Raw genomic sequence first — 18227 nt, 5'->3', positions numbered from 1 at the left:
TAAAAGATGACTTTGACAAAAGAAGAATTAAAAGAAGTATCAGATAAAATCTGTAAGAATACCTTGATGGAAACTCTTGATATTTCGTTCTGCGAAATTGGAAAAGATTATTTGGTTGCCAAAATGCCGGTAACTCCAAGAGTTCACCAACCAGATGGGGTATTACATGGTGGTGCAATGGTAGCTCTTGCCGAAAGTGTTGGTAGCGCTGCTTCTCATATGTTTCTAGATGCCAAAGAATTTTATATCCGGGGTATCGAGATTTCGGCTAATCATGTCAAAAGTGTAAGCGAAGGGTATGTGTTTGCAAAAGCAGAGATTTTACACAAGGGGAGAACTACTCAATTGTGGGATATCAAAATCAGAGATGAAGAAGATCGGTTAATCTCAATAGTAAAGTTAACTACAATTGCACTTCCAAAAAATAAAAATGTATGAGCATAGATAATGTTTATACAAGAGCTCAGAAACATTTGGATCAAGAATTACCTTTTGTGCTCTACAGAAAGGCTAATTCAGATCAATTGAACGCTTTTTTTCAAGAGTCTGATATTGTGTATACTATTGAAAAAGGATATTCAGATGCAGGCTTTGTATTTGCTCCTTTTGATGCCTTACAACAGCAAATTATTATTCCGGTTCAATATAGTGATCATCATTCTGTAACGGTCGAAAAAAATGCAAAATCTAGTAATGTTAGAACGCCTTTAGAGCATATTATAAGTGATAAAGAAATTCAAAAAAATCATGAGGATTTAGTTCAAAAAGCTATAGACGCGATTAAAACCAAAGGAATAAAAAAAATAGTTGTTTCTCGGAAAGAAGAAGTAAAAATCGCTGACCATTTGAGTAGTTTACAAATTTTTGATAGACTTTTACATACCTATTCAAATGCTTTCGTGTATTTGTGGTATCATCCTAAAATTGGAACATGGTTAGGAGCAACTCCCGAAACATTATTACAGGTACAAGATCGTCGGTTTTCTACAATGGCATTGGCAGGAACACAACCAAATGTAAATGGGAAAGAAAAAGTAGAATGGGGGAGTAAAGAGCTAGAAGAACAACAATTGGTCACAGATTTTATTTTAGAAAAAGTAACACCATTAATAGATGATATTCAATCTTCTGAAGCGTATACACACCAAGCAGCTACTTTATTGCATATACGTACTGATATAAAAGGTGTTATAAAAGATACATCTACTGTTTTAAAATCCATAATTTCTGCTTTACATCCCACGCCTGCCGTCTGTGGATTTCCGAGAGATAAAGCATTTGATTTTATTTTGAAAGAAGAGGGATATGATCGTAGTTATTATACCGGCTTTTTAGGAGAGCTTAACATAAATAACAAAGAACAGGTAAATTCTGATCTCTTTGTAAACCTGAGATGTATGCAACTAAAACAAGATAAAGCAATTATTTATGTAGGTGGTGGGATTACTAAAGATTCAATTCCTGAAAAAGAATGGCAAGAAACAATTAAAAAGACTGCTACAATGAAGAAAGTTTTATTTCAATAAGGGTTTAAAATTCAAAAAAAGCTTGGTGTTAATACATACGATATTGTAATTTAGCTATTCGAATGAAAAAACGCTTATTTTCTAAAATTCCTTTAGCACAATCTATTGTAACCTTATGTGAAGTAAAGGGGATAAAGCATATTGTCATCTCTCCGGGATCTCGTAATGCTCCATTAACTATTGGGTTTAGTGAAAACCCTGAAATGAAATGTTATAGTATTGTTGATGAAAGATGTGCAGCATTTTTTGCTTTAGGGATCGCCCAACAAATTCATGAGCCTGTCGTTTTAGTATGTACTTCTGGTAGCGCTTTATTGAATTATTATCCCGCTATTTCCGAAGCCTTTTATAGTGATGTACCATTAGTAGTATTAAGTGCAGATAGACCTATAGAAAGAATAGATATTGGTGACGGACAAACAATACGTCAAAAAAACGTATTTGAAAACCATATTTTATATTCCGCTAACTTATATTCAGAAATTTTTTCAGAAAAAACAATAGAAGATCAGCAAGTTAGACAAAAACAACACGAAGCACAAAAACACAACCAAAGAGAAGTAAATCTTGCCCTTAATAAGGCAATAGAAAAACAAGGGCCTGTACACATCAATGTTCCATTTTATGAACCACTTTATGATAAAATAGAAAAAACAACAGTTGATCCTATTAACGTTCCTTTAGAAACACCTGTATATCAATTTTCTAATATTTTGCAAGGTAAGATGATATCAGATTGGAATACTGCAAAACGAAAAATGGTTTTGATTGGGGTAAATCCCCCCGAAGTTGTAGATCAAAAATGGATTGATCATTTTGCAGATGATCCTTCGGTATTAGTTTTAACAGAGACAACCTCAAATATCCATCATGCTTCTCATATCAACTGTATAGATCAACTCATATCAACATTAACGGTAGAAGAGTTTAAAGAGCTACAACCCGATATCCTCTTAACTATTGGAGGAATGGTAGTTTCTAAAAGAATAAAAGCCTTTTTAAGGACACATCAACCTCGTTGTCACTGGCATATTGATGCAAAAAAAGCATTAGACACATATTTTTGTCTAACAGAACATATAAAACTAAAACCGAATCTCTTTTTTTCAGAATTTCTGCCTCATGTAAAAGACAATAATAGCTCTTATAAGTCGCAGTGGTTGCAAATTAGAGACCAAAGGAGAGAAAGGCATACTGAATATTTGCAGCGGGTAGCTTTTACAGATTTAAAAGTATTCGAAATCATGTTTAATCATATTCCGGATAATCAAATGATACAACTAAGTAATAGTTCTACAGTTAGGTATGCACAATTATTCTCTATAAACAAATCCTTCAAAGTATACTGTAACAGAGGTACTAGTGGTATAGATGGTAGTACATCTACAGCTATAGGTGCGGCATTAGCCTCACAAATACCTACGACTTTAATAACAGGAGATTTGAGCTTCTTTTATGATAGTAATGCACTTTGGAATAGTTATATCCCTTCTAATTTTAAAATTATTATAATTAATAATGAAGGAGGAGGAATTTTTAGAATCTTGCCAGGTAAAGAAGAGAGTACAAATTTTGAAACGTATTTTGAGACGACACATCACCTTACAGCTCTGCATTTATCTAAAATGTATGGTTTAGGATATCAAAAAGCAACTAATAAAGAACAGCTTTTGGAGGCAATTATAAAAATGTATCAAAACAATGAATCTCCACAAATATTAGAAGTTTTTACACCAAGAGGAAAAAATGATAGTACTTTAATCGATTATTTTAAATACTTTGTCTAAAAAAAGGCAAATTATATACTTTTAATATTAAAAATTCATTAATAAAGTATCTATATTTGAATATATTTAAGAATTAACTAGAGAAACCTGTAAAAAACACTTACATCTTATGAGCAAAAGAGACGAATTAATTACAAAGTACGCAGCAGATATTAAAGACAAAATTGGTCAAACTCCGGATATGGATTTTTTGACTAAAGTAACTATCGGTTGTGGACCGTCAATCTACAATGCAGATGCTGCAACAGTATCAGGAAGCGATAAAAGCGAACTTGAAACTGTAAAGAAAAACTTTTTAATCAAGAAATTAGGTCTTTCTGATGGACCAGAATTAGATGAAGCAATTGCTTCTGTAATAGAGCAGTATGGTAAATCAAACCGTAATAAATATAGAGCAGTTGTATATTATTTATTAGCAAAACACTTCAAAAAAGAATCTGTATACAAATAGTATAGAACTTATATTTAGAATACCTTTTAAAGAGATCAAATATCTTATTTAGATGAGATATTTGATCTCTTTTTTATCTAATGTATAGATATAGAATATTTAAAAGTATCTTTGCGCAAAAATTTAGATAGATATGCTAGCTTTAGGGAAGTATAATACTTTAGAGATATTAAGAGATAGAGAACCAGGATTATATCTTGGAGATAGTGAAGGAAATGAAGTGCTGCTTCCAAACAAATATGTTCCTGAAGATTTTGAAATAGGTGATGAGCTTAAAGTGTTTGTTTATCTAGATAGCTCTGAGCGTATTGTATCTACAACATTAGAACCATACACAACTGTTAACTCCTTTGCATATCTCAAATGCACAAATACCTCAGAAATAGGCGCTTTTCTGGATTGGGGACTAGAAAAAGATCTTTTTGTTCCTTTTAAAGAACAAGCCTTTAAGATGAAAAAAGGAAATTGGTATTTGGTATATGTGTATCTGGATGAGAAAACAAATCGTCTTGTTGCTTCGAGCAAAACCAACGCTTTCCTGGATAATTCTTTAGTTTTATTATCTTCTTATGATGAAGTTGATTTGATAGCTTCGCACCCCTCTCCTCAAGGATGGAATATGATTGTCAATCAAAAATATTTGGGATTAGTATATAGTGATGAAATATTTCAAAAAATAAATGCAGGCGATCAATTCAAAGGATTTGTTAAAAAAGTACGTCCTGACGGTAAAATAGATCTGACTTTACAACGTCATGGATATAGGAGCATCGAACCTAATGCCCAACTTGTACTGAAAGAATTGAAAGCTAGTGGAGGATTTATTGATATCAATGATAAGTCAGACCCTGAAACGATTAAAGAGGTATTTCAATTAAGTAAAAAAAGTTTTAAAAAAGCCATCGGATCTTTATACAAAGCCAGAAAAATTATTTTAGAAAATGATGGAATACGTCTTGTAGAAAAAGGTTAATAGTTCAAAGGAAGACCTGTTATAGGGCAAAAAGCACCACTATATAAACTTGCATCTTTGTAAGCCGTATTTTTAATCTCTCCAGAATTAGTATTATTTTGAAGTGAAGAGAGATTACTTCGCCCAGAAATAGAAAAACCACTTGATTTTTTAGGCTTTGATACTGTAAAATTATATTTATCAGAGTTTGATTGTACTGGTGAAGCTTTTACAAACATAAACTCTTCATTTCGTAATGCTTTTTTTCTTAAATCGATACTTAAGTCAACTTCTTGTAAATGATATACAGTATTTGTTGTTGATATTTCTTGAGGTGTCATTCGTAGAGGAGAAGAAAGCACTTCCCATTCGATAGCAATGGGAGCAATTTTATTTTCTTGAGCATAAGAATAACAAATGCCAAAACCTAGAAATAAGAATATACAAAAACCTTTCATCTTCATAAATTTAAGGGTTAATATAAAAATTTTTATCAAAAACTATGCTAAAATTCTTACATCAATTCATAATAACATCAATTTAGGGGGATTTACCTGATAAAAGATATCATAAAGTATCCTATATTGTATTATTTTTGAGGGAATAAAAATATCAAAAATGAATTCAATAGATTGGAAAACTGCCAAAGAGTATCAAGATATAACATATAAAAAATCAAATGGTGTTGCTCGTATAGCTTTTAACAGGCCAAATGTACGCAACGCTTTTCGTCCACAAACCACTAGTGAACTTTATGATGCATTTTATGATGCACAAGAAGACACCTCTATAGGAGTAATATTGTTATCTGCCGAAGGACCATCTACAAAAGATGGGGTATACAGTTTTTGTAGCGGTGGTGATCAAAATGCAAGAGGACATCAAGGTTATGTTGGAACAGATGGAATGCATCGATTAAATATACTCGAAGTTCAACGATTAATTCGGTTTATGCCAAAAGTGGTTATTGCTGTTGTACCAGGTTGGGCAGTAGGAGGAGGGCATAGCCTTCATGTTGTTTGTGATCTTACATTGGCAAGCAAAGAACATGCAATATTCAAACAAACAGATGCAGATGTTACAAGTTTTGATGGAGGATATGGTTCTGCATATTTAGCAAAAATGGTAGGGCAGAAAAAGGCAAGAGAAATTTTCTTTTTAGGAAGAAATTATTCTGCTCAGGATGCCTATGAAATGGGAATGGTAAATGCCGTAATCCCTCATAACGAATTAGAAGATACTGCGTATCAATGGGCTCAGGAAATACTCGAAAAATCTCCTACTTCAATAAAAATGTTGAAGTTTGCGATGAATCTTACCGATGATGGTATGGTAGGGCAGCAAGTTTTTGCGGGTGAAGCTACTCGATTAGCATATATGACAGATGAAGCAAAAGAGGGAAGAAACGCATTTTTGGAAAAAAGAAAACCAAATTTCAAGGACATTAAATGGATTCCATAAAAGTGTATTTATGTGATTAGTGATGGATAGAAAAAAAGAAGAACTCATATCGATAAAATATCAGATAGAAAAAACCGATGTAAATCAACAGCGGTTAGAGGATCGTTTTGTATCCATCACTAATGATTTAAAAAAGAGTAAAAACATAAGAAATGTTTATTTTGTTTTTATCATCATATTGATTTCGATTTTAACAATAGGAGGGATATATGTTATGAATAATACTCATAGAAAGATACCTGAAAATATTATTACAGAAAATCAATCTATGGTAAAAAAGTTAATGATAACAAACGATTCTTTAAAACAGGAACTAAATAAAATAAAATCAAATATTACAACGGTAGATGCTGTAAAAGAAGATCATCAACTTAAAGATACCAATATTGGTCTTTCAGCTATAAAAGATAAATCCAATTTAAAATTCGAAAAACAATATTGCTATATTAATAAAGTTCATAAAAGAAATGGTGTTGTTTTTATAGAAGCAGACTTTATAGAATTTTTTAAAGGAAAAAAAGCTGTTCAAAAAGCCAAAGAATACGGTGATGCAGAATTCGATATAAACAAAAGTGGTGATACATTATATTTTTTATATAATAATTACTATATTAAAAATAAAAATCCTAAATTAAGAATATTAGAATTAGATGATAGAGCGAGGGTAAAGGCAAATAAGATTAATCAAATTTCGAAAGATTTTTCAATAAAAGCCCTAAATCAGATTATTTTAGATAGGCCTATATTTATTTTGAAAATGAATAATAGCATTGTTTATGAAATAATTGAACAAAAACTCCCTTAAGCATAACGTAGATTAAATAATATCTTTTAAATAACTAAAAAATTAACCCCATGAAAGTTATTAAAGATGAAGATCTTCTTTATTTACATTATCAAATAGAGAAAGCTGAAGTACAGCAAAAAAAACTTGAAGATTCATTAAAAGAAAAAACAGATAAGCTTAAAAAAAGTAAGAAATCTAATAGATTCTTAGGCTCTTTAACTTTAGCTTTTTTTCTTTTGACGGTTTTTCTTGTTGCAAATTCGTTCTATTTCAGCAAACGATCAAAAGCAAATAAGACTTTTGATGAGACACTTAGTGTTGCTCAAAAAGAACTCCTGCAAACAAGGGAAGAACTTACATCTCTTAAGCAAGAAAAGTATGACTTACAACAAATAAAAGATTTATACCTTTATCGAAGCCTTATAAATAAAGACACCGTTTATTCTGTTCAAGTAAAGGCATTTAACACCAATAAAGTACCTTCAATTTCGAAAAAATACACAAACTCTTTGTTTTATAATGATTCTACATTATATAGAATGAGTTTAGGTATTTTTGAAACCCTTCATGAAGCACAAGAATTCAGAAAAACCCTTATGGAATCTGGTTTTGACGAAAGAATTTTTGTGATTTCCTATAAAGAAGGGAAACGACTAAAAATTGAAGATTTTCAATAAATAAGCAAAATTCGATTCAACCAACAATTCACCTTATCTTATTTCAGGATAAGAATTAGGATCTGTTTCACTTATTATATCATAAACTTTCTCAAAAATATCTTCTACAGATGGTTTACTAAAGTAATCCCCGTCTGTACCGAATGCTGGTCTATGTGGTTGTGCACTTAATGTTTGAGGTTTGCTATCTAAAAATTGATATACATTTTGCTCATCCATTAATTTATGTAAAATATATCCTGTAGCACCTCCTGGAACATCTTCATCAATGATGAGTAATCTATTTGTTTTGGCAACGCTTTTAGAAATATCATGATTGAGATCAAAAGGAAGTAACGATTGTACATCTATAACTTCTGCATTTATTCCTACTGATAATAATTCTTTTGCTGCTTGTTCTACTAATCTAAGAGTAGAGCCATAAGATACCAAAGTAATATCTGATCCTTCTTTTACAGTTTCTACAACACCTATCGGAGTTCTGATTTCTGATAAATTAGAAGGCATCTGCTCTTTTAAACGATAACCATTTAGACACTCTACCACTAATGCAGGTTCATCACTATCCATTAAAGTATTATAGAAACCGGCTGCTTTTGTCATATCTCTAGGAACCAAAATATGAATCCCTCTTAGAAGGTGAATCAAACCACCCATTTGAGAACCAGAATGCCATATTCCTTCTAATCTGTGACCTCTTGTTCTTATGATCAAAGGAGCTTTTTGTTTTGCAAACGTTCTGTATCGTAATGTTGCTAAATCATCGCTGAGTCCTTGTACACAATATAAAATATAATCTAGATATTGTATCTCTGCTATTGGTCTTAGTCCTCTCATTGCCATACCAATTCCTTGACCAATGATAGTAGCTTCTCTAATCCCTGTATCTGAGACTCTAGTTTCTCCAAATTTTTCTTGTAAACCTTCTAATCCTTGGTTAACATCACCAATCTTACCACTATCTTCTCCAAAAATTAAGGTTTCAGGGAATTTACTAAACAATTTTTCAAAATTGTCTCTGATAATGATTCTGCCGTCTACTGTTGAAGAATCATGTTCGTAGATAGGCTTTACTTCTTTAACATTAATTGCATTGTTTTCATTTTCGTTATGAAGATGAGCGCTGTATTTTGGTTGTATCTTTGCGATATATGCATTTACCCAATTTTGTAAAGCTACTTTTTCTTCAAAACTTTCTTTTGCAACATAGCGTAGCGCTTTTCTTGTAGCCTCAAGAATATCTTTTCTAATAGGATCTTCTTTACTATTTAGTGTGTGTAAAAGAGGAGAGATGAAGTTTTTGTTTTGACTTTTTTGCTCTACAGCAGTCAATAGTGTTAAAGCTTCCTCACATTCTGACTTAATTTCAGATAGATAAGCACTCCATGCTTGTTGTTTTCCTTTTCTGACTTCTTTTTTAGCTTGTTTTTCAAGATCTAACAATTCTTCTGCTGTAGCGATGTTACGCTCTATAATCCACTCTTTGAATTTTTTATTACAATCATGCTCACGCTCCCAGTTCAAACGCTCTTCACTTTTGTATCGCTCATGCGATCCAGAAGTAGAATGACCTTGTGGTTGCGTTAATTCTTTAACATGAATAATAACAGGTATATGTTTATCTCTAGCTAATTTTTCAGCCTTTTGGTAGGCTTCCATTAACTCAGGATATGACCAACCATTTACTTTTAAAATTTCGTAACCCTCATGTTTTTCATCTCTTCTAAAACCTTCTAAGATAAGAGAAATGTCTTCTTTTGTGGTTTGGTGCTTTGCATGAACAGAAATACCATACTCATCGTCCCAAATACTAATAACCATTGGTACTTGTAGTACACCACCAGCATTTACCGTTTCCCAAAACAATCCTTCACTTGTACTAGCGTTACCAATAGTACCCCAAGCGATTTCGTTTCCGTTAATAGAAAAATCAGAAAAATGAGATACACCTTTTTCTTCACGATATACTTTTGATGCTTGTGCTAATCCTAGCAGTCTGGGCATTTGTCCGGCAGTAGGTGAAATATCAGAACTAGAATTTTTTTGTTCTGTTAATTTTTTCCAGCTCCCATCTTCATTAAGACTGTGAGTTGCAAAATGTCCTCCCATCTGTCTTCCTGCTGCAAAAGGCTCTCTATTTATATCTGTATGCGCGTATAATCCAGCAAAAAACTGCTCAACAGTTAATTTGCCAATAGCCATCATAAATGTTTGATCTCTATAATAACCAGATCTGAAGTCTCCGTTTTTGAATACTCTGGCCATCGCTAATTGAGGTAATTCTTTACCTCCACCAAAAATTCCGAATTTCGATTTTCCCGTTAATACTTCTCGTCGGCCTAATAAACTACATTCTCTACTTATTAGAGCTGTTTTGTAGTCATTAAGTATTTGATTTCTATATTCTTCAAATGAAATATTAGATGTACTAAGGGTTTCAGACTGCATGTGAACGGATTTTTAAATGATTGCAAATTTAGTTAAAATTAAAACCAAATGCAAGAGAGAGAATCTTAATTTTATTGAAAACTATTCAGTAAAAGCTAATTTTTATTAAGGAATTATCGTTTTAGAGTGTTTTTTTAAGTATTGATTAACAAATATTCAAAATTTTCACACTCCTAAAAAGGACTATTATTTTAATACCATTCTCGGGTGAACAGTCCTATTAGTGTCTCGGGACTTAATGTAATTATAAACCTTATTTTTTCTTCGTAATCAGCTTGTGTGACTTCAAAACCATTATTAGAAACCACAGGAAAGAAAAGCTCAAAAAAGTCTGCTACCAAACTTAATCGAACGCCTGCATCATAGACGAATTTTGGTGAAACATTCCTATTTTTTACAAACCCAACATCTCCATATGCATAAATCCAATTCCAGATATTGGTATTTGCATTAAAAGTAGTAATCCATTGATTAGCAAAAGGATAGTCTAGTCTTGATTTGAAACCACCTTCGGCAAGAATGATTTGCTGACTTACAAAACCTGTATCTTCACTACGTCCTAAATAATTGTAATCAAAAAGATAGTCTGTGGGTCTATCTAAAGCAAAACTGAAGAAATCACCATCTTTTTCTGTATCGTTAAACAAAAAAGTACCTGCAAATAGTCTAAGATTTAATTGTCTATTATTAAGGAATAACTTTCTGTAATTGACGGTTGCAGAAAATTTACTAAAGTTTTTTGAGATTTGATAATCTATGGTATATCCTAAAAAGTTCAATAAGTTAAAGTCAGAGTAACGATATTTTACATTAAAAACATTATAATCAGGAGTTTCTACAGGGTTTTCTTCATCTCTATCTCTAAAAACATTTACATTACGTATGATTAGTCTTTGTTTTTGATTCGATCTTAGGTCCTTGGGTCTAAATCTAAAATTTACAGAGGAAGAAAATCGTCTGAATAATAAATCAGGTGCATAACTAAACATACTACCATTTACTCCATAACGTATTTCATATAAACCATGTTCTGCAATTTGATGTCTATTAAAGAAAGAGGCTGACCCTAGTAATTTTTTTGATTTGAAACCATATGCAGGGGAAACATTGTATTCAAAATTTCTTCTTATGAATGTTCTATTGTAGAATTTTGACGCAATTGTAAAACCATCGTAAACATTAAACTCAAACTCTGGGATAAAAAATACTTGATGATATCTAGGATCTTCAATGTCATCTAAAAACCTGAATTGAAAAGGCTTATTGAAAATCCATTTTAGATTTCTATAATTATTACGCCTATTGACCTCGGGGATTTTTTGATCATGATCTAAGACTAATTTGGTTAAGTTGTCATTAGCAATTTTAACTTTTTTAGTCTCATCAATATCACTGATCCAAGTTTTTGATATTAGATTCTTTTTGTTGAAACCATATAAAGAGACTGGCATAGCGTGACTCCCTAAATTTTTAATAGTTACTTCCAGAGAATCTTGTTTTCTTTTTACAGATTTGATCTTAAAATCTAATTTTGTATTAGTTTTTATAAAATCTTCAAAAAACCAATCTACCTTTTTAGGGGATAAATCAGACAAAGCTTTTTTGTATTCTAAAGAATTTGTTGGTTTTAGTAAACTGTTTTGGTAAAAATTTCTAATACTCTGATGAATAATTTCATCGTCTTCTAAGTAATCTTCCAAGTATTTAAAACCAACACCTGCTTTATAAGCATTTGCAATATTTTGATTGAATTTTACTAATTTGTCTTGCTGCGATAATAGAGGTTGATCCAGAAATAGCCTCATCATATTTTTGTATCCTAAAAAATATTGATCATTAAATTTAAGATCTGCCGCATGAAACCATCTAATTCCTATAACCTTACTTAGCTTACCAATAATTTTCATATCTGGATAAAATTGCTCTGTATATTCCATCATTAGATAGATATGAATAGCATCTTTGATCCAGGCATCATAGCGAGGGTTGATCAATAGCGTATTTTCGAGATAATTTTCTGTAATAGTTTTTAATTGTTTGATTTCGTATTGAAAACCGTCTGGAAAAGGTCTCACGATATCCGGAAGTTGATTTAACCCATAAACAGGATTACTTTTATACTCATTTTGAGATACCAGAATTTTATCAAAAGGATAGGGGCCTAAACGATCTTCTAAAAAGTTAAGAATTCTTTTAATAGCGACAGATTTCATCTCGGGCATTAGATGATTGTCATAAATATTGCTGATAAAATCTACTTTGTCTGTAGAAAAACTATAAAAAGTAGGATTTTTTTCTATAAAAAGTTTTACTTCGTTTCTCTTAAGTCCATCTAGTACTACAGATTTATAGTTGTCTCCTTTGCTTGATACTTTTACATCTTGTGAGAGTTCACTAACTATATAATAGTTTTCAGGAATTGTAAAATTGATGTTGTAATTAGATGCAGGAGCATATAAATCATCTAGGTTTTTATGGCTGTATGTTTTCCACTCTTTGTCGTATATAGCAGGAACTAAGTGCCAATATTTTAGGCTAAAATTACCATTGTCATGATAACCAAATCTGGTAAATTTACTACTCGGTATTTTTACTTTATATTGAAAAGAAAATGTGTAGCTATCTCCAGGATAGAGTGGGGTAGCAGTTTCTACCCACAAAATATCAGGATTACCATCCTGTCTGCCCCAAGAAAGCGGTTTTTGTAAAGGGGTGTCCGTAATCTTTTGAATTATAGTACTGCCTCTCTCATAATCCTTAGCAAAATAAAAACGCTTTAAAAAATCTTCAGAAAAACGCTCTCCAAGAGGTGTTGTTTTATTAGAAAAAGCGTTCGCCCAATCATGAAATACTACTTTATTAAGTGTATCTTGAGAGGTATTAAAAAACTGAATTTCTTGATCAATAGTTAAGACTTTTTTTTCTACATCTATTTCAGCACTAATACTTATATCATGCTGTGCAGATACATATATACATGCAAAAGAAATAATTAAAAAAAGGTGTAATTTTTTCAAGTTCAGTTCTAGAGTTTAATTTGTGCTATTTATATAGAGACCGTAAAATAATTGAAATGTTATCAAAAAACGTTCCTAAATAAAAGATAATTTGTGTTTTTTTAGCTTTAGAGTCTATTATTATAAAATAGACTCTATACCACTTATTGGTTAAAAATTAGGACTTAAATTATATTCAGCATAGAATTTATCTAATATTTGTAGTACTTCTTCGGGAGTATCTACCATGTGTATAAGATTTAAATCTTCTGGACTAATATTTCCAAATTTTTCTAAAAGTGTATTTTTAACCCAGTCAATAAGTCCTCCCCAAAACTCAGTACTTACTAATATAATAGGAAATTTATCTATTTTTTTTGTTTGAATTAATGTCATTGCTTCAAAAAGCTCATCTAGGGTACCAAATCCTCCTGGCATGACTACAAATCCTTGTGAATATTTAACAAACATTACTTTACGAACAAAAAAGTAATCAAAATCAAGACTCTTATCACTGTCTATATATGGATTATTATGTTGCTCAAATGGTAAATCGATATTAAGTCCTACAGAAGTTCCACCTCCCAGATGAGCACCTTTATTTCCTGCTTCCATTATTCCGGGACCACCTCCTGTAATCACACCATAACCATGATCTACAATTTCTTTTGCTACTTGAACTGCTAATTCATAATATTTATTATCTGTTTTTGTTCTGGCAGATCCAAATATTGATACACAAGGACCTATTTTACTCATTTTTTCAAATCCGTTAACGAATTCTCCCATGATTTTAAAAATTGCCCATGAATCATTAGTTTTGATTTCATTCCAACCTTTATGATGTTGTTCTTTTCTCATAAAATATTTTCTTTTTATTGTAAAACGCCTAATTCTTTCTTTAAGAATCGTGCAGTATAACTTTTTTTATCTTTAATAATTTGTTCAGGAGTACCTTTTGCTACTACTTTTCCTCCATTTTTTCCACCTTCGTAACCGATATCAATGATATGATCAGCCATTTTAATCACATCTAAATTGTGTTCTATGATGAGTACTGTATTTCCCTTGTCAACAAGTTCATTCAGCACTTCCATGAGTACGCGAATGTCTTCAAAATGAAGCCCTGTCGTAGGTTCATCTAAAATGTAAAAGGTATTACCTGTATCTCTTTTTGATAATTCTGTAGCTAATTTAATTCTTTGTGCTTCTCCACCAGATAGAGTAGTAGATTGTTGCCCAAGAGTTATATAACCTAATCCTACATTTTGTATTGTCTTTAGTTTTCTGAAAATTTTGGGGATATGTTCAAAAAATAGGCAAGCTTCATTAATTGTCATTTCCAAAACGTCAGAAATTGATTTTCCTTTGTATCTGATTTCTAGTGTTTCTCTGTTAAATCGTTTACCTTGACAGGTTTCGCATTCTACATATACGTCGGGTAAAAAATTCATTTCGATTACTCGTAATCCACCTCCCTTACATGTTTCGCATCTACCGCCTTGAACATTAAAACTAAAACGACCGGGTTTATAACCACGAATCATCGCTTCTGGCGTCTTTGCAAAGAGACTTCTAATCTCAGAGAATACACCTGTATATGTAGCAGGGTTTGATCTTGGAGTTCTTCCGATAGGAGATTGATTGATGTCAATTACTTTGTCTGCATGCTCTAAACCTTTTATGCTCTTATAAGGCATAGGTTTCTTTACACCATTAAAGTAATGTGCATTCAGAATAGGGTATAAGGTCTCATTGATAAGTGTAGATTTTCCACTTCCTGAAACTCCTGTAACTGCAATCATTTTTCCTAAAGGAATATCTATAGATACATTTTTGAGATTGTTTCCTGAGGCTCCTTTCAAAGAAATAGTTTTACCATTTCCTTTTCGTCTTTTTTTAGGAACTTCAATTTGCTTTTTTCCGTTCAGATAGTCTGCGGTTAAAGTATTGTGTGCCTCAAGTTGTTTTGGAGTGCCTTCGCTTATGATTTCTCCTCCATGCTTACCTGCAAAAGGGCCAATATCAATTACATGATCAGCTCGCTCGATCATATCTTTGTCATGTTCTACTACAATAACAGAATTACCAATATCTCTAAGTTGAACCAAAGAATTGATTAGTTTTTCATTATCTCTCTGGTGTAAACCTATGCTAGGTTCATCAAGAATGTATAATACTCCAACTAATTGAGATCCTATTTGTGTTGCTAGGCGAATGCGTTGCGCTTCTCCACCGGATAAAGATTTACTACTTCGGTTAAGAGAAAGGTATGTAAGCCCAACATCAACCAAGAACTGTAAACGAGCATTAATTTCTTTTAAAATCTCTCCTGATATCTTTTTTTGTTTTTCTGTAAGAGCATTTGGTAACTCTCTAAACCAATCAGAAAGTTCTATAATATCCATTGCAGCTAATTCTGCAATATTTTTTCCATTTACCTTAAAATAAAGAGATTCTTTGCGTAATCTTGATCCATTACATTCCGGACATTCTATATTGTCCATAAAGTCTTTAGCCCATCTTTTTAAAGAGGTAGAATCACTATTCTTGTAGGTGTTTTCTATAAAAGTAGCAACTCCTTCAAAATCAATTTTATAGTCGCGTTTTACTCCTAAAGTTTTACTATTTACCGTAAACTTTTCTTTCCCTCCATATAGAATGATCTCCATGGCTTCTTCTGGTATAGAATGTATAGGATCACTTAATTTGAAATTGAATCGTTGTGCAATCAGTTCTAATTGTTTGAAAATCCAATTGTTTTTTTGCGGCCCTTGCGGAACGAGTCCTCCGTTTTTGATAGATTTACTATCGTCAGGTATAATTTTTTTGATATTTACTTCATATAGACTACCAATTCCATTACACTTAGGACATGCTCCTTTAGGAGAATTGAATGAAAAATTATTGGGCTCTGGATTGGGATAAGAGATTCCACTAGAAGGACACATTAAACTACGGCTAAAAAATCTAGCTTCTTTAGCTCCTTGTTCTATAACCATTAATACATCATCACCATGATACATTGCTGTATTAATGGTTTCCATGAGTCGTTTAGAATTCTCTTGATCTTCTGCTACTTGTAATCGATCAATAACGATTTCGATATCATGGGTTTTGTATCGATCAAGTTTCATCCCCTTGGTTATATCTCTTATTTCGCCATCAGTACGTACTTTTACAAATCCTTGTTTTGCAATTTGTTCAAATAATTCTCGATAATGCCCTTTTCGAGATCTTATAATTGGAGCAAGGATATTAATTTTTTTTCCGGAAAAATCTTGTATGATAAGATCTTTTATTTGCTCATCACTATAACTTACCATTTTTTCTCCGGTATTGTAACTATAAGCATCGCTGGCTCTTGCAAATAGTAACCTTAAAAAATCGTAAATCTCCGTAATTGTTCCTACGGTACTTCTCGGGCTTTTACTGGTTGTTTTCTGCTCTATTGCTATAACTGGAGACAGTCCATCAATTTTATCAACGTCCGGACGTTCTAAACCTCCCAAAAATTGTCTTGCATAAGCCGAAAATGTTTCGATATACCTTCTTTGACCTTCTGCATAAATGGTATCAAATGCCAAAGATGATTTGCCTGAACCTGATAAACCGGTAATAACGACTAGTTTTTCGCGAGGAATTGTTACATCTATATTTTTTAAGTTATGAACTCTAGCCCCTAAAACTTTAATATTTTCTTCTGATACAACCATAAATTCTAAACCAAGATTGCAAATGTAGGTATTTGAATTCTTTTTCTAAAATAGCTTTACTTTAGGTTTTTGTTAAAAGCTTTACTATTACCTAATGTTGATTCAAGTTTTTTGAAGCCACTTTAGTATTTTAGCCTTAAAATTATAAAAATATGATATTAGGTATAGGATCACGAATTAAACACGAAAAATACGGTTTAGGAGTAGTTACTAATGTTACTTCTAAGATGTATTGGGTAACTTTTATTGAAAATGGATTAGAAACGATAGATGTAAATGAGGATTTTGAGGTGATAGAAGGAGTAGAAGATGAAGTTGATACTATAAGTTTTTATGAAGTAGAAAAAACATTAAAACAAATTATAAAAAACTATAGTGATATTTCTGAAATTGTAACGATAGCTGATAAATGGAAGGGAGGAAAACTCATTTTAGAACCAAATGATACCAATCTAGCGTCTAAAGAAATTCCTATTGAGACATTTTTTCACAAAATTGTAATGGTTCGAGATAGAATTCGTGTAATGGAACAGAAAATTAATAGTAGTTCTTCTCTTGATGATCAGGAAAAAGTGGATTTACAACAATATATTACTCGAATTTATGGTAGTTTAACAACATTTAATGTCTTATTCAAAAATAAGTCACATCAATTTGTAGGGAGTAGCAAAGGTAAATCATAAATTAAAACGAGGATTAGTTGTTCCACGCTCTCATATTAGAAATAGGAATTTCTAATCCTAATAATTTGTGTGCTTGCGACAAATATGCGCCGCTTTCTGTGGTCATCCAATCTTCCCATGTGGCTTCAAGACCACCAATAGGAATAATAGACACCCACATTTTATAGCTTGTAGGAAGATAATTTTTATCTACTTTCCATAAATAAGAATCTCCGGGTGTAGATCCTCCAGAGGCATATGTGACAAGTAATCCTTTTTGATCATTATCTAAAGGTATTAACTGTCTTGTAGTTCCTTTGTCAAAAAGCTTATGTGGTGCAACAACCCAAAAAGAATCATTATTAAAAAAATCTAATGCTTTATTAAGTAGCTTTTGTTTTTCTTTTTCTGCTATATTCGAAGGCTTTTTTACATAGCTTTTTGAATGATTATTAAGATGTAATAGTATTTCATAATCCTCCCATTGTACCAATACGATATTTTGATTACGATCCCAAGTATAATGATGCTGATTTCTAAACGTCCATTGAAAATGTTCTGTCTTTACATAAGCATCATGTTGAACAGCCTCCAAAACTTTTAGAGCAAAATCATCTGCTACTTTTCCTCTTTCTCCTGTCGGGAGTTCTTCATTCAAAATAAAATATGTCAATGATATTACCAGGGTAACAACAATTACTACACTTAGTATGGTAATTTTAAGAATTTTGAGCAGTTTCTTTTTCAAAATAAGTCCTGTTTAG

Annotated in this window: 15 protein-coding genes; 9 read left to right on the top strand and 6 right to left on the bottom strand. The window is 31.8% G+C overall.

The features are described from left to right. Positions 1–6 precede the first annotated feature (6 nt). The 5 genes from FHK87_RS02130 (at position 7) to FHK87_RS02110 (ending at position 4737) form a co-directional block, all read left to right on the top strand. A complete protein-coding gene (locus FHK87_RS02130) occupies positions 7–438 on the top strand; it encodes a PaaI family thioesterase (protein ID WP_140589209.1) in 432 nt (143 codons plus the stop codon). Next, on the top strand, positions 435–1526 hold the full coding sequence (locus FHK87_RS02125) for a chorismate-binding protein (RefSeq protein ID WP_140589206.1): 1092 nt from the start codon (positions 435–437) through the stop codon (positions 1524–1526). The genes FHK87_RS02130 and FHK87_RS02125 overlap by 4 nt, the downstream gene beginning before the upstream one ends. A 62-nt stretch (positions 1527–1588) precedes the next feature. Then, positions 1589–3313 carry a 2-succinyl-5-enolpyruvyl-6-hydroxy-3-cyclohexene-1-carboxylic-acid synthase gene (gene menD / locus FHK87_RS02120; RefSeq protein ID WP_140589204.1) on the top strand — a complete coding sequence of 575 codons (1725 nt, stop codon included), beginning with the start codon at positions 1589–1591 and terminating at the stop codon, positions 3311–3313. Between the two features lie 109 nt (positions 3314–3422). Further along, positions 3423–3764 (top strand): DUF2853 family protein, encoded by a 342-nt coding sequence (locus FHK87_RS02115; RefSeq protein WP_140589201.1) that lies wholly within the window; start codon positions 3423–3425, stop codon positions 3762–3764. Positions 3765–3897: 133 nt separating this feature from the next. Beyond that, a complete protein-coding gene (locus tag FHK87_RS02110) occupies positions 3898–4737 on the top strand; it encodes a CvfB family protein (protein WP_140589199.1) in 840 nt (279 codons plus the stop codon). Here FHK87_RS02110 and FHK87_RS02105 read toward each other — a convergent pair. Then, positions 4734–5174, bottom strand: a complete 441-nt coding sequence (locus FHK87_RS02105; RefSeq protein ID WP_140589197.1) for a hypothetical protein — start codon at positions 5172–5174, stop codon at positions 4734–4736. The two genes, FHK87_RS02110 and FHK87_RS02105, sit on opposite strands and share 4 nt — an antisense overlap. A gap of 160 nt (positions 5175–5334) precedes the next feature. On the opposite strand from FHK87_RS02105, the gene FHK87_RS02100 reads away from it, so the two are divergent. The 3 genes from FHK87_RS02100 (at position 5335) to FHK87_RS02090 (ending at position 7641) form a co-directional block, all read left to right on the top strand. Beyond that, entirely contained in the window at positions 5335–6177 is an 843-nt protein-coding gene (locus tag FHK87_RS02100; protein WP_226294003.1) for a 1,4-dihydroxy-2-naphthoyl-CoA synthase, read from the top strand. Between the two features lie 214 nt (positions 6178–6391). Next, the gene (locus FHK87_RS02095) at positions 6392–6982 is read left to right on the top strand and encodes a hypothetical protein (protein ID WP_140589195.1); all 591 of its coding nucleotides are present in this window, start codon (positions 6392–6394) and stop codon (positions 6980–6982) included. Between the two features lie 50 nt (positions 6983–7032). Next, complete coding sequence (locus FHK87_RS02090; RefSeq protein WP_140589193.1) at positions 7033–7641, top strand: hypothetical protein; 609 nt, start codon at positions 7033–7035, stop codon at positions 7639–7641. A 33-nt stretch (positions 7642–7674) separates the two neighbouring features. Here FHK87_RS02090 and FHK87_RS02085 read toward each other — a convergent pair whose 3' ends face one another. The 4 genes from FHK87_RS02085 to uvrA all read right to left on the bottom strand — a co-directional run bounded on the left by FHK87_RS02085 (position 7675) and on the right by uvrA (position 16801). Further along, positions 7675–10089 carry an alpha-ketoacid dehydrogenase subunit alpha/beta gene (locus tag FHK87_RS02085; RefSeq protein WP_140589191.1) on the bottom strand — a complete coding sequence of 805 codons (2415 nt, stop codon included), beginning with the start codon at positions 10087–10089 and terminating at the stop codon, positions 7675–7677. A 191-nt stretch (positions 10090–10280) separates the two neighbouring features. Continuing rightward, the gene (locus tag FHK87_RS02080; protein WP_226294001.1) at positions 10281–13106 is read right to left on the bottom strand and encodes a metalloprotease; all 2826 of its coding nucleotides are present in this window, start codon (positions 13104–13106) and stop codon (positions 10281–10283) included. Between the two features lie 150 nt (positions 13107–13256). Further along, a complete protein-coding gene (locus tag FHK87_RS02075; protein ID WP_140589187.1) occupies positions 13257–13946 on the bottom strand; it encodes an LOG family protein in 690 nt (229 codons plus the stop codon). Between the two features lie 14 nt (positions 13947–13960). Next, complete coding sequence (gene uvrA / locus FHK87_RS02070; RefSeq protein ID WP_140589185.1) at positions 13961–16801, bottom strand: excinuclease ABC subunit UvrA; 2841 nt, start codon at positions 16799–16801, stop codon at positions 13961–13963. A gap of 152 nt (positions 16802–16953) precedes the next feature. On the opposite strand from uvrA, the gene FHK87_RS02065 reads away from it, so the two are divergent. Then, complete coding sequence (locus FHK87_RS02065; RefSeq protein WP_140589183.1) at positions 16954–17484, top strand: hypothetical protein; 531 nt, start codon at positions 16954–16956, stop codon at positions 17482–17484. A 13-nt stretch (positions 17485–17497) separates the two neighbouring features. Here FHK87_RS02065 and FHK87_RS02060 read toward each other — a convergent pair whose 3' ends face one another. Next, on the bottom strand, positions 17498–18211 hold the full coding sequence (locus tag FHK87_RS02060) for a hypothetical protein (RefSeq protein ID WP_140589181.1): 714 nt from the start codon (positions 18209–18211) through the stop codon (positions 17498–17500). Between the last annotated feature and the right edge of the window lie 16 nt (positions 18212–18227).

This window comes from Aquimarina algicola, from assembly GCF_006443095.1.
Classification (GTDB): Bacteria; Bacteroidota; Bacteroidia; order Flavobacteriales; family Flavobacteriaceae; genus Aquimarina; species Aquimarina algicola.
Note: the sequence above shows the minus strand (reverse complement) of the source record. Positions and strands in the feature narration are given on the sequence as shown.